The organism is Streptomyces sp. NPDC050560 (assembly GCF_044457285.1).
Taxonomy (GTDB): domain Bacteria; phylum Actinomycetota; class Actinomycetes; order Streptomycetales; family Streptomycetaceae; genus Streptomyces.
The window spans coordinates 78,651-91,060 of sequence record NZ_JBITGT010000004.1 but is presented as its reverse complement, the minus strand read 5'-3'; the positions used below and the strand labels follow the sequence as shown (position 1 = coordinate 91,060).

9 protein-coding genes are annotated in these 12,410 nt (G+C 73.3%); 6 read left to right on the top strand and 3 right to left on the bottom strand.

The features are described from left to right. The first annotated feature begins 526 nt into the window (after positions 1–526). Positions 527–1,060, top strand: coding sequence for a GNAT family N-acetyltransferase (locus ACIBIW_RS10435; RefSeq protein WP_399334173.1), 534 nt, complete (start codon positions 527–529; stop codon positions 1,058–1,060). Positions 1,061–1,137: 77 nt separating this feature from the next. Here ACIBIW_RS10435 and ACIBIW_RS10430 read toward each other — a convergent pair whose 3' ends face one another. From ACIBIW_RS10430 to ACIBIW_RS10420, 3 genes are read right to left on the bottom strand one after another with little or no spacing between them, the layout of a single operon-like run. Beyond that, positions 1,138–2,007 (bottom strand): ABC transporter permease, encoded by an 870-nt coding sequence (locus ACIBIW_RS10430; protein ID WP_399334171.1) that lies wholly within the window; start codon positions 2,005–2,007, stop codon positions 1,138–1,140. Between the two features lie 44 nt (positions 2,008–2,051). Next, positions 2,052–3,005, bottom strand: a complete 954-nt coding sequence (locus ACIBIW_RS10425) for a M56 family metallopeptidase (RefSeq protein ID WP_399334169.1) — start codon at positions 3,003–3,005, stop codon at positions 2,052–2,054. Further along, positions 3,002–3,382 carry a BlaI/MecI/CopY family transcriptional regulator gene (locus ACIBIW_RS10420; protein WP_399334167.1) on the bottom strand — a complete coding sequence of 127 codons (381 nt, stop codon included), beginning with the start codon at positions 3,380–3,382 and terminating at the stop codon, positions 3,002–3,004. Before ACIBIW_RS10420 ends, ACIBIW_RS10425 begins: the two co-directional genes overlap by 4 nt. A gap of 208 nt (positions 3,383–3,590) precedes the next feature. Here ACIBIW_RS10420 and ACIBIW_RS10415 point away from each other — a divergent pair, with 208 nt between their 5' ends. The 5 genes from ACIBIW_RS10415 (at position 3,591) to atzF (ending at position 12,276) form a co-directional block, all read left to right on the top strand. Further along, positions 3,591–4,139 carry a hypothetical protein gene (locus ACIBIW_RS10415; RefSeq protein WP_399334165.1) on the top strand — a complete coding sequence of 183 codons (549 nt, stop codon included), beginning with the start codon at positions 3,591–3,593 and terminating at the stop codon, positions 4,137–4,139. A 236-nt stretch (positions 4,140–4,375) separates the two neighbouring features. Continuing rightward, the gene (locus ACIBIW_RS10410; RefSeq protein ID WP_399334163.1) at positions 4,376–5,110 is read left to right on the top strand and encodes a GntR family transcriptional regulator; all 735 of its coding nucleotides are present in this window, start codon (positions 4,376–4,378) and stop codon (positions 5,108–5,110) included. A 152-nt stretch (positions 5,111–5,262) separates the two neighbouring features. Then, positions 5,263–6,921: an allantoin permease gene (locus ACIBIW_RS10405; protein ID WP_399334161.1), complete on the top strand. Its 1,659-nt coding sequence runs from the start codon at positions 5,263–5,265 to the stop codon at positions 6,919–6,921. A 58-nt stretch (positions 6,922–6,979) separates the two neighbouring features. Then, the gene (gene uca / locus ACIBIW_RS10400) at positions 6,980–10,564 is read left to right on the top strand and encodes an urea carboxylase (protein ID WP_399334159.1); all 3,585 of its coding nucleotides are present in this window, start codon (positions 6,980–6,982) and stop codon (positions 10,562–10,564) included. Beyond that, positions 10,561–12,276, top strand: coding sequence for an allophanate hydrolase (gene atzF, locus ACIBIW_RS10395; protein ID WP_399334157.1), 1,716 nt, complete (start codon positions 10,561–10,563; stop codon positions 12,274–12,276). The genes uca and atzF overlap by 4 nt, the downstream gene beginning before the upstream one ends. The last annotated feature ends 134 nt before the right edge of the window (positions 12,277–12,410 follow it).

Below are 12,410 nucleotides of genomic sequence, written 5' to 3'. Positions count from 1 at the left end.
CGACCAGGACACTCCCCGATCTCCTGGTGCGCGTCGTCGCGCTCTTCGACGCCGAACTCGGACAGGTGGCCGGGGGGGGGGGGGCTCGGCAGGCGCGTCGACCTCGACACGGCCACCACCCGGGACGTGTTCGGCCGGTGGCCGAGGAGCGTGGAGGAGCCCCTGCTGGACGCCGCGCGCAGCCTCGGGTGGACACCCTGCCGCCCCACGGGGGTCGGCGCAGGGCGGCACGGATCTTGGGACCGAGCTTGTCGATTCCCCACCGCACGTGCAGCGCGGACGGGAAGCCGATGGCCAGCGCCGTGGACAGGTCGAGGCCGATACAGGAACCGCGGCGTACGGTGGCGAGCCTCATGCCCAGTTGGGCCATGAACTCCGCGGAGGCGTCCTTGACCCAGGGGGCGACATCGCCGGGTGTGTGTAGGTGACTCAGTAAGGTGCGGCTAACTTGTGTGACATGTCTTCGAAGGGCCCCACGGCCTCTCTTGACGCGACGGCGCGTTTCGCCCGTGAGAGGGTTGCTGCCATGACAGATGGCGCACCGGGCGGCGGGGTCGTCCTGGAGACGAGCCGTCTGCTGCTCAGGCCCTGGCGGGTGGCCGAGGCCCCCGTCCAGCGTGAGCTGTGGACCGAACGTGACCCACGGGTGCCGCCGCACCGCAGAATCGACGCGGACGGACACCCCACGGTCGCGGACCTTGAGGAGGCGATCCGCACCGAAAGGCTGTGGTCGACCGGGCTGCTGGCGGTCGAACGGAAGGCCGCCCGCGACGTCATCGGCTACTGCGGGCTGGTCCCCGGCGGGCGGACGGCGGCGGGGGAACCGGAGTTGGCGTTCGAGCTGCTGCGCCGGGTCTGGCGGCAGGGATACGCGACCGAGGCCGCGACGGCGGTTCTGGAGTGGGCGCGGTCGTCCGGGTATGAGCGTGTGTGGGCCACTGTCTGGGACTGGAACACCGCCTCTCGCCGCGTGCTCGCCAAGGTCGGTTTCACCGAGACCGACCGGAAGGAAGTGGACGCGGTGTACGGCACCACCCTGTTCACCACGAGACGCCTCTGACGCACACTCCCCCCGGACCTGCTGCCCGGCTGTCGGCTCGGAGGGCTCGGGGGCCGGCAGTCCTTGTCACTCCGCGCTCAGGGCCCTGGCACGCCGCGACGGCCGAGGAGAGCCGCGAGCGCCCGCCTCCGGCGTCCCGCCGCCCCCGGCGCCCGGCCCTGGCCGTCTGCGCCCTCGGGCGGCCGGTGCAGGACGCCGCGGGAGACGAGTTCGACGGTCACGGCCACCGCCACCGCCTGCACCGCCATCAGGGCGATCAGGACGAACAGTTGGACGGCTCCCGCGGCCGCTGGGCTCGCGCCCCCCAGCAGCATCCCGACGAACGCCCCGGGAAGCGTGACGAGGCCGACCGTACGCGTCTGGTCGAGGCCGGGCAGCAGCGCGTCCGAGGCCGCCGGGCGGGCGATCTCCAGCTGGGCCTCCCGGTCCGGCAGCCCCAGCGCCATCCCCGCCTCCACCTCGCCGTGCCGCGACCTCAGTTCGTCCAGGGCCCGGCGCCCGGACAGCACGGTCGCGGTCAGCGCCCCGCCGATCAGGATCCCGGTGATCGGAATCAGCGCGATGCCCCTGACCGGTACGAGGCCGAGCCCCACCAGCACCCCGACGACCGGGAAGGCCCCGGCGGCGATGGGGGCGGCGGTGGCCCACCACGATCCGTCCGCCGTGACCCGGCGGCCCGCGGTGCGGACGGCGACCGCGAACATCAGCGCAAGGAACGCCAGGGTGCCGGCGAGCGATCGGATGACCCACGCGATGACGGCGGACACCGCGGCGAGTTGGAGCGCCGCGCGCACCCCCGCGAGCAGCACCTGCCGTACCCGCCCCGAGCCGGTACGGGGTTCGAGGCGGAAGAGCGCCGTCACGCCGCCCGCGACCACCAGCAGCACGGCCAGCAGGGCAGCGAGCGTGGCGTTGACGGGCAACAGGGAGGCCGCGCTCAGGTCCACCACGCGACCGTACCGCGCCCGCCCGCACCCCAGGGGCGGTCCGCTCAGGGCGCGGCGGGCCGCCCCTGGGCGAGGCGCACGTCCAGGTGAAGGTCCTCGACGGCATCCGCGGCGGTGGCGACCGTGGCGGCCATGCAGCACAGCAGCGCGGCGATCACGCACAGCCGCCGCAAGCGCTGCCCCTGCGGCTGTGCGGCGTCGGTTTCGAGGAGGGCCTTCACCCGGCGGGGCACGGCGCCCCCGGCCGTCGCCAGCATCGCCCCCCGGCTCACCGCGGGGCCGTTGGCCTCGTGGGCCGCCAGCGCCGCTCGTCCGATGGCCCGCGCGGCAAGTTGCCGGTCTCCCACGGCCCGGGCGGCGGCCTCGTCGGCCCAGCGCTCCAGCGCGTAGGCCAGCGGTTCACGGAGCCCGAGGAGTACGGGGTGGTGCACGGCGGCGAGTTGGCCCGCCGCGAGGAACCGGTGGTGCCTGCCTGTCAGATGCGCGCGCTCATGGGCGAAGAGCGCCTCCCTCTCGGCCGGGCGCAGGACGCGCAGCATGGCGTCGCTGACGACGATGTGGCCCGGCCGCCCGCGCCTGCCCGGCAGGGCGTAGGCGTAGGGGTTCTCGTCCCGGCGTACGGACAGCTCCCCGGCGGTCGGCCCCGTGGCGCGCCGCTGTGCGCGCACTTCCCGGTGGTGGCGGCCCACGACGCGGGTCGACTGGGCGAGCGCGGCGAGCAGCAGCGCGACGGCCAGGGGAGCCACCCAGAGGGCCGGGGTGGCGTACCCGTTCAGTTGCCGCGGTGTGAAGTGGGCCAGTGCGGCGACGGCCTTGATCTGGAGGAGGCCGAGCGCGGCCAGCGCGCCGAGCGCCGCCGTGCTGCAACAGGCGAGGACGGTCGAGCAGCCGACCAGGACCCAGGCGGCGCGGCGCGGCGGCAGCCTGCGGACGCTGAAGCGCAGGGCCGGGACGGCGAACAGGGGTGCCAGGAGCGGAAGCCAGACGCAGTAGATCACGTCCGTGGCTCCTCGTCGCCCTCCAGCAGCGAGCGGAGCATCGCCTCGTCCTCCTCGCCGAGGTCGGACACGAAGCGGGCCAGGACGCTGTTGCGGTCCCCGCCGCGGTCGAGTTCCTGGTGCATGCGCAGCGCGTGCAGGCCGGAGTCGTCGGTGACGGGGGCGTAGGCGTAGCCGCGTCCGCTGCGGGCGCGGACGACCGTCCCCTTGTCGTGCAGCCGGGTCAGGATGGTGGTGACCGTCGTACGGGCGAGGTCCGCGTCCAGGGCCTCGCGCACCTCTCCCGGCGTCATGGGGCGGTCGGCGGCCCATAGCGCACCCAGGACACTGGCCTCCAGCTCCCCGGCCGGCCGACGCTCACCGTGCTGCTCGCTCATGCCCGCATTGTGGCAGACGGCGACGGTTCTGCGGCCCCGTACCTCGCGGGAGGACGACCGTCGGCCACGGGTGGCGGCTCTCCCTCGCGGCGCCTCTCTAGACTCTTATGGATCAGGCTGGTTGAACGAGCGTTTCGACGGTGGGCGGACTGCTCCCCGGACCCCGCACCGTGCGCGTTGAACCGACATCGAGAAGGGACCCTCCGCCATGCCGGACGCTCCGCCGGAGCAAGCGCCGAACCTCACAAGCCAGTACGCCTCGCGGGTGGCCACCGACCTCGAACGCGTCAGTACCGAGATCGCGACGCTCGAAGAACGGCTCGAACGCCTGCGGGCCGACCGGGAGTTGCTGACGGAGTTCCAGAAGGCGCTCCACGACAAGAGCGCGAACGGAGCCTCCGCACCACTGCTGTCCACCTCGCCCGCGGGACGGGCGGGCGCCGCCGCGGCGCGCGAACGCCCGGCCGCGGCACGGGCGGCGTCCGACGGCAGACGCCAGCGCCACGACATCACCCTCGTCGATCTCGTGCGCGCCTATCTGGCCGGGCAGGGCGAACCACGCTCCGCCGGGGAGATCACCGACGCCCTCGCCACCTCGCACCCGCATCGCAGCTTCAAGACGACCGTGGTGCGCAGCACGGTCGAGTCCCTGGTCGCCAAGGGGGAGGCGGAACGCAGCAAGAAGGGCACCTTCGTCTATTACGGCGCCCCCGGCACCCCGTCCGGGCCCGCCAAGGACGCGCCGCCCCCGAGCTGACCCACCTCAGGCGAACCGGCACGGGCGGCGTTTCCACCCCCGGACCGACTCCCATCGTACGGTTCCGAGCCACCTTTGTCTACGTCGTGTAGACCATGCGGTGGGCCGCGGATGCCGGGGCGGCGGTGTGCACGGGTGTGCGGCCGCCCGCGACGGCCACGGGTGAGGTCCAGGAAACGAGGCGTTCACAGCGCGGGGGCCCGGGGGGAAACAGGCGGTTCCTAGCGTGTCCGTCCATGGATGCGAAGCTGTATACGCCCTCGGACACCGCGCCGGATGCGCTCCTCCCGGCGGTCCCCCCGCTGCGTGAGGCGGTCTACGCGAAGCTGCGGTCCGCCGTGCTCGACGGTGACTTCGGCCCGCGCGAACGGCTGGCCGAGATGCGTCTCGCCGCCCGGTTCGGGGTGTCACGCACCCCCGTGCGCGAGGCGCTGGCGCGGCTCGCGTCCGACGGGCTGATCGAGCGGGGCGACGGCGGCTTCTTCGTCACCATCCCCAACCTCACACAGCTCAAGGACTTCTACGAGCTTCGGATCACCCTGGAGCTGCGCGGGATCGCCCGCGCCAGGGAGGACCCCTCCGTCGTACACACCCCGGAGGTCATCGCGGCCGAGCTGGACCGCTGGTACGCGATGCGCGAGGACCCGCCGGTGCCCGACCCGCGCTTCGTCGTACAGGACGAGCGCTTCCACGCCGAACTCTCGCGCGCCTCGGGCAACCCCGCCCTCACCGACGCGCTCGTGGCGGTCAGCGAGCGCATCCGCCGGGTCCGTATGTACGACTTCCTCACCCAGGACCGCGTCGAGGCGACCATCACCGAGCACATCGAGATCATGGAGTTCGTCCGCGACGGACGGCTCGACGAGGGCTACCGGGCCCTCCACGCCCACGTCGGCGAATCGATGGCCGTGGTCCTGGAACGCGCCCGGCGCGCCATGACCCAGATGGCCCTGCACGCCGACCGCCTCTGAACTCCCCACAAACTCCCGCGGATTCCCGCCCCCGGCCCCCCACACCGCTCCCCGCCAACGGTGTTGGCGACTGCCGACCGCGGGCGCCCCACCGCTCACCCCCTCCGCCGCACCGCACTCGGCTTCACCCTCCCCCCCCCGAAGGGCCGACCATGAGCGCCACCGACGCACGTTCGGCAACCACCACCCCGCCCGGCGCCGAGAAGAGCCAGGCGACCAAGGAGACCCTGGAGGACTACACCCTCCGCTTCGCGCCCCGCGGTTACCGCCGCTGGACCCCGATGGTCGTGGCGACCACCGCACTCGGCGGTATCGCCTACATGGCCGACTTCTCCATCGGCGCCGGCATCGGCCTCGCCCATGGCACCGGCAACGCACTCGTGGCGATCGCCGTCGCCGCGGCCGTCATCTTCGTCACCGGCTTCCCCCTGGCGTACTACGGCGCCCGCTACAACATCGACCTGGACCTGATCACCCGCGGCTCCGGCTTCGGCTACTACGGCTCGGTCCTCACCAGCGTCATCTTCGCCAGCTTCACCTTCATCTTCTTCGCGCTCGAAGGCTCGATCATGGCCCAGGGCCTCAGGCTCGGCCTCGGACTGCCGCTGTGGCTCGGCTACCTGGTCTCCACGCTGATGGTGATCCCGCTGGTCGTCTACGGCATGAAGGCGCTCAGCAAGCTCCAGGTGTGGACGACTCCCGTCTGGCTCGTGCTGATGGTGGCCCCGCTGGTCTACCTGATCGCCGACGACCCCGGTACGGTCGACCGCTTCCTCTCCTACACCGGCACCGACGACACGGGCGGCGTCAACACCGCCTCCGTGCTGCTCGGCGCGGGCGTGTGCCTCTCGCTCATCGCGCAGATCGGCGAGCAGATCGACTACCTGCGCTTCATGCCGCCCAAGACCGAGGCCAACAAGCGCGGTTGGTGGACCGCGGTGGTCATGGCAGGACCCGGCTGGGTGGTGCTCGGCGCGCTGAAGCAGGCCATCGGCGTCTTCCTCGCCGTGTACATCCTCGCCGAGGTCGGCCCCGAGGCCGCGCCCGAACCCATCCAGCAGTTCCGCAGCGCCCTCGACGCGATGCTGCCGTCCTGGCTCGTGCTCCCGCTCGCCGTCGCCCTCGTCGTGATCAGCCAGATCAAGATCAACGTCACGAACGCGTACTCGGGATCGCTGGCGTGGACGAACTCCTTCACCCGCGTCACCAGGCGCTACCCGGGGCGCATGGTCTTCGTCCTGGTCAACCTGGGCTTCGCGCTCGCCCTGATGGAGGCCGATATGTTCAGCTTCCTCAACACCATCCTGGGCTTCTACTCCAACTGCGCGATCGCCTGGGTGGTCACCGTGGCCACGGACATCGGCGTCAACAAGTACCTGCTGCGACTCTCCCCGCTCCAGCCCGAGTTCCGCCGGGGCATGCTCTACGCCGTCAACCCCGTGGGCGTCGTGGCCTTCGTCGCCGCCTCCGGTCTGTCCATCGCCCTGTACTTCCACGCGCTGGGCGACACCCTCCAGCCGTACTCTCCCGTCGCCGCCGCCGTCATCGCCTTCCTCCTCACCCCGCTGACGGCCCTGGTCACCAGGGGCAGGTACTACCTGCGCCGCGCTGACGACGGCATCGAAGAACCGCTGCTCGACGCGGCAGGCAACCCCACCGCGACGGCGTACGACTGCCACGTCTGCCACCAGCCCTACGAGCGCCCCGACCTGACGGCCTGTCAGACCCATGACGCGGTCGTCTGCTCGCTGTGCCTGAGCACGGACAGGCTCGGCGACCACGTGCTGCCCGCCCGGCCGTCCGCCGTCTGACCCGGGACCCGAGCGGCGCGTCCACCGCCCCCTGCCGTTCTTCGGAGGAGCTGCCACCATGTTCGACACGTTGCTCGTCGCCAACCGCGGAGAGATCGCCTGCCGCGTCATCCGCAGCGCGCGCACCCTCGGCCTGCGGACCGTGGCGGTGTACTCCGACGCCGACCGCACGGCCCCCCACGTCCGCATGGCCGACGAGGCCGTACGGCTGGGTCCCGCACCGGCCGCAGCGAGCTATCTGCGCGCCGACCTGGTCCTGGCGGCGGCCGCGGCCACCGGCGCCGGAGCGGTCCACCCCGGCTACGGCTTCCTCTCCGAGAACGCCTCCTTCGCGGCGGCCGTGGAGAAGGCCGGACTCGTCTTCGTCGGCCCGACACCCGCCCAGTTGGAGGTCTTCGGCGCCAAGCACACCGCCCGCGCCGCCGCGCTGGCGGCCGGAGTGCCCCTGCTGCCCGGCAGCGGCCTGCTCGCCGACGAGGCGGAGGCGCTGAGCGCGGCCGAGGCGACCGGCTACCCGGTGATGCTCAAGGCCACCGGCGGCGGAGGCGGCATCGGCATGCGGGCCTGTGCCGGCCCCGAGGAGCTGCGGGCGGCGTTCGCGCGGGTGACCCGGCTCGCCCGGAGCAGCTTCGGCGACGGCGGGGTCTTCCTGGAGCGCTGCGTCGAGCGCGCACGCCATGTCGAGGTCCAGGTCTTCGGCGACGGAGCGGGCCGTGTCACCGTGCTCGGCGACCGCGACTGCTCCCTCCAGCGCCGCAACCAGAAGGTCGTCGAGGAGGCCCCCGCGCCCGGCATCCCCGCCCACATCCGCACCCGACTCCACATCGCGGCACGGGAGTTGTGCGCCTCCGTCGGCTACCGCTCCGCCGGGACCGTGGAGTTCGTCCACGACCCTGCACGCCAGGAGGCGTACTTCCTCGAAGTCAACACCCGCCTCCAGGTCGAGCACCCGGTCACCGAGGAGACCCACGGCATCGACCTGGTGGCCTGGATGCTGCGCCTCGCCCGCGGCGAGACCGGCTTCCAGACCGACCCGGTGCCGCTCGGCCACGCGGTCGAGGCCCGCATCTACGCCGAGGACCCCGCCCTCGACCACCGGCCGAGCTCCGGCCTGCTGACCCGGGTGCGCCTTCCCGACGGGGTGCGCGTGGACGGCTGGGCCGAGACCGGGCAGTGGATATCCACGGCGTACGACCCCCTGCTCGCGAAGGTCGTCGCGACCGGCCCGAACCGTGCCGAGGCCCTCGACCGCCTCGCACGGGCCCTGGACGACACCAGGATCGACGGGGTGGAGACCAACCTCGGGCTGCTCCGCGTCGCCTGCCGCGCGCCCGAGGTGCGTGCGGCGCTGCACTCCACCGCCACGCTCGCCGGGCTCACCGACCCGCGCCCCCGTATCGACGTCGTGCGCGGCGGCGCCCAGACCACCGTGCAGGACTGGCCGGGACGCACCGGCTACTGGGAGGTCGGCGTCCCGCCCGGCGGCCCGATGGACGACCTCTCGTTCCGGCTCGGGAACACCGCGGTCGGCAACGCCGAGGGCGCACCGGGCCTCGAATGCACCCTGGAGGGCCCGGCCCTGCGCTTCTCCCGCCCCGCGGTGGTCTGTGTGACCGGGGCACCCGCCGAGGTCAGGGTCGACGGACGGGGCGTCGCCCAGTGGCAGCCACTGGAACTGACGGCGGGTCAACTCCTGGACGTGGGCGTCGCCAAGGGCCCCGGCATGCGCACCTACGTCCTCGTACGCGGCGGTCTCGACCTCCCCCCATACCTCGGCAGCACGGCCACCTTCACCCCCGGCGCCTTCGGCGGGCACGCGGGACGCGCCCTGCGCACCGGGGACGTGCTGCGCCCCGCCGCCCCCGCGGCCGACGCCCCCACCCCCACCGAGGTGCCCGCGGCCGACCGGCCGCACTGCACCGCGCACTGGCGCGTCGCGGTCAGCGAAGGCCCGCACCCCGCACCGGACTTCCTCACCCGCGACGGCATCGGGGCCGTCTACGCCACCGACTGGAAGGTCTCTGCCCAGTCCGCCCGCACCGGCGTACGCCTCATCGGCCCCCGCCCCGACTGGGCACGCCCCGACGGCGGCGAAGCCGGACTGCACCCCTCCAACGTCCACGACACCGCCTACTCCGTCGGCGCGGTCAACTTCACCGGCGACACCCCGGCGATCCTCGGCCCCGACGGCCCCAGCCTCGGCGGCTTCGCCTGCCCCGTCACCATCGTCAGGGCGGACCGCTGGAAGACCGGGCAGCTACGCCCCGGCGACACCGTGCGTTTCGTCCCCGTCGGGGAGGCCGCCGCCGACACCCTGCGCCGCGCGCCCGCCCCGCTCACCACCCTCTCCACGGGCACGGGCCCCGACGGCGACGACGGTGTACTCGCCCGCCGCCCCGCCACCGACACCACCCCCGAGGTCACCTACCGGCGCGGCGCCGAGGACAACATCCTCGTCGAGTACGGCCCGATGACCCTCGACCTGGCCCTGCGCATGCGCGTCCACGCACTCGCCCGGCATCTGCACACCCCCCGGCCGCCCGGCCTCATCGACATCACACCGGGCGTCCGCTCCCTGCACCTGCACACCGACCCCGACACCCTGCCGCTGCGCACCCTCCTCGGCCTGCTCCAGGAGGCCGAGGAACGGCTGCCGGAAACCGCAGAACTGACCGTGCCCAGCAGGGAAGTCCACCTCCCGCTCTCCTGGGACGACCCCACCGTCCGGGAGGCCATCGCGCGCTACACCGCCTCCGTACGCGACGACGCACCCTGGAACCCGTCGAACATCGAGTTCATCCGCCGTATCAACGGCCTCGCCGGCACGGGCGACGTACGCCGCGCGGTCTTCGACGCCCAGTACCTCGTCCTCGGCCTCGGCGACGTCTACCTCGGCGCCCCCGCCGCCACCCCGCTCGACCCGCGCCACCGCCTGGTCACCACGAAGTACAACCCGGCCCGCACCTGGACCGCCGAGGGCGGGGTGGGCATCGGCGGCGCCTATCTGTGCGTCTACGGCATGGAGAGCCCCGGCGGCTACCAGCTCATCGGCCGCACCGCCCCGGTCTGGGGCGGCCTGCGCCCGCCACGCTCCTTCGCCGACGGCACACCCTGGCTGCTGCGCTTCTTCGACCGCATCGTCTGGCACCCGGTGAGCGCGGAGGAACTCCTCGACATCCGCGCCGACCTGGCGGCCGAGCGCGCGTGCCTGGACATCAGGCCCGGCACCTTCTCCCTCGCCGCACACCAGAGGTTCCTGCGCGAGAACGCCCACAGCATCGACGCCTTCCGCACCCGCCAGGCCGCCGCCTTCGAGGCGGAACGCCAAGCCTGGGAGAAGGCGGGCGAGTTCGCCCCACGCCAACCGCCCGCGGCCGTCGCACAGGACGCGGCCGCCCCGGCGCTCCCGCCGGGCGGCAGCCTCGTCGAGGCACCCCTGAGCGCCACCGTCTGGAAGGTCGAGGCACGCCCCGGCACCCGTGTCGCACCCGGCGAGCCCCTCCTCGTACTGGAAGCCATGAAGATGGAGGTCGTGGTACGCGCCGCCGCCCACGGCGTCGTCGCCGACATACTCGTCACCACCGGGTCGCAGATCGACGCCGGCGCACCGCTGGCCGTCGTCGTAGGAGAGGAGACCGCATGACCCAGGCCCCGGCCGCCAGTTGCGCCGACCGCGTCACCGACGCCTACCGGCGCATCGCCGAGATCGGACGGCCCGAGATCTGGATCACCCTGCGGCCCGCGGCCGACGTCCTGGCCGAGGCCCACGACCTCGACCGGCGCCTCGCCGCCGGAGCCGAACTGCCCCTGGCGGGAACACTGGTGGCGGTCAAGGACAACATCGACGTCGCGAACCTGCCCACCACGGCCGGCTGCCCCGCGTACGCCTACACACCGGACCGCTCGGCGCCCGCCGCCCGGCGGCTGCTCGACGCCGGTGCGCTCGTGCTCGGCAAGACCAACCTCGACCAGTTCGCCACCGGCCTGGTCGGCACCCGCAGTCCCCACGGCCCGGTCCGCAACGCGCTGCGCCCCGAGAAGATCGCGGGCGGCTCCAGCTCCGGCTCCGCGGTCGCCGTCGCACTGGGCGTCGCCGACATCGCGCTGGGCACCGACACCGCGGGCTCAGGACGGGTCCCGGCCGCCCTCAACGGCATCGTCGGCGTCAAGCCCACCCTCGGCCTCGTCCCCACCACGGGAGTCGTCCCCGCCGCCCGCCCGTACGACACCGTCACCGTCTTCGCCCGCACCCTCACCGAGGCCCAGCGTGCCCTGGTGGTCATGACCGGCCCCGACGACGGCGACCCGCTCGGCCGCACCTGGCCGGACGACGTCCGCCTGGCGGCCCCCGAGCACCCCCGTGTCGCGCTCCCCGGCGACAGGGACCTCGCACCCCTCTCGCCGCAGGCACGGGCCGCGTTCCACACGGCCGTCAAGCGCCTGGAGGTTGCGGGCGCCGAGACGACCGTCATCGACGTCTCCCCGCTGCTGCGGGCGGCACGGCTGCTCTACGACGGTGCCCTGGTCGCCGAACGCTACGCCGCGGTGGGCGAGTTCATCGCCCGGGACCCGTCGGCAGCCGACCCCACGGTGGCCGGCATCATCCTCGCCGCCGCCGCGCTGCCCGCCCACGCCCTCGCCGCCGACCAGCACCGCCTTGACCGGTACAAGGCCCTGGCCCACCGCATCCTGTCCGGCCACGACGCCCTGCTCCTGCCCACCACCACGGAGCACCCCGACATCGCCGCCGTCGCGGCGGACCCCGTCGCCCTCAACTCCCGCCTGGGCACCTACACCAACTTCGTCAACCTCCTCGACCTGGCCGCCGTCGCCGTCCCGGCGGGCGAGGCCGACGGCAGCCCCTTCGGCGTCAGCGTCATCACCCGCGCCTTCGAGGACCAGCCGGCTCTGGACATCGCGGCCCTCCTCACCGGCGAACGAGCGCAGGACCCGCTGCCCGACACGGGGGTCGACCTCGTCGTCTTCGGCGCCCATCTGCGCGGCCAGCCCCTCAACCACCAGCTCACCGACGTCGGCGCCCGCTACCGGGACGACGTCACCACAGCCGCCGCCTACCGCCTGACCGCACTGCCCACCACCCCGCCCAAGCCCGGCCTCGTCCGCGTCGGCCCGGACACCGGAAGCCCGATCACCGGCGAACGCTGGACCCTCGCCCCCGCCGCCCTGGGCCGTTTCCTCGCGGCGCTCCCCGCCCCGATGTCCCTGGGCCGCATCCAACTCACCGACGACACCTGGCCCCTCGGCTTCCAGTGCGACCCGCACACGGCAGCAACAGGCACCGACATCAGCCATCACACGAACTGGCGCACTTACTTGGCATCCATCCGGTCCTGACGCTTTATGCCGCCGCATCCCTCCCCGACCGGCTGAGTGGCGGGTCGGGGAGGGGCGCGGCGGGGTGCGCTTGTCAGATGTTGCGGAAGAGACCAGCCAACGCCGTGACCTGAGATGTCTGGTAGCCACAGGTC

What these genes read in the sequence shown, in the direction of transcription:
- ACIBIW_RS10435 (WP_399334173.1), top strand. Translation starts at nt 527, where the DNA reads ATGACAGATGGCGCACCGGGCGGCGGGGTCGTCCTGGAGACGAGCCGT.
- ACIBIW_RS10420 (WP_399334167.1), bottom strand. Translation starts at nt 3,382, where the DNA reads ATGAGCGAGCAGCACGGTGAGCGTCGGCCGGCCGGGGAGCTGGAGGCC.
- ACIBIW_RS10415 (WP_399334165.1), top strand. Translation starts at nt 3,591, where the DNA reads ATGCCGGACGCTCCGCCGGAGCAAGCGCCGAACCTCACAAGCCAGTAC.
- ACIBIW_RS10410 (WP_399334163.1), top strand. Translation starts at nt 4,376, where the DNA reads ATGGATGCGAAGCTGTATACGCCCTCGGACACCGCGCCGGATGCGCTC.
- ACIBIW_RS10405 (WP_399334161.1), top strand. Translation starts at nt 5,263, where the DNA reads ATGAGCGCCACCGACGCACGTTCGGCAACCACCACCCCGCCCGGCGCC.
- uca (WP_399334159.1), top strand. Translation starts at nt 6,980, where the DNA reads ATGTTCGACACGTTGCTCGTCGCCAACCGCGGAGAGATCGCCTGCCGC.
- atzF (WP_399334157.1), top strand. Translation starts at nt 10,561, where the DNA reads ATGACCCAGGCCCCGGCCGCCAGTTGCGCCGACCGCGTCACCGACGCC.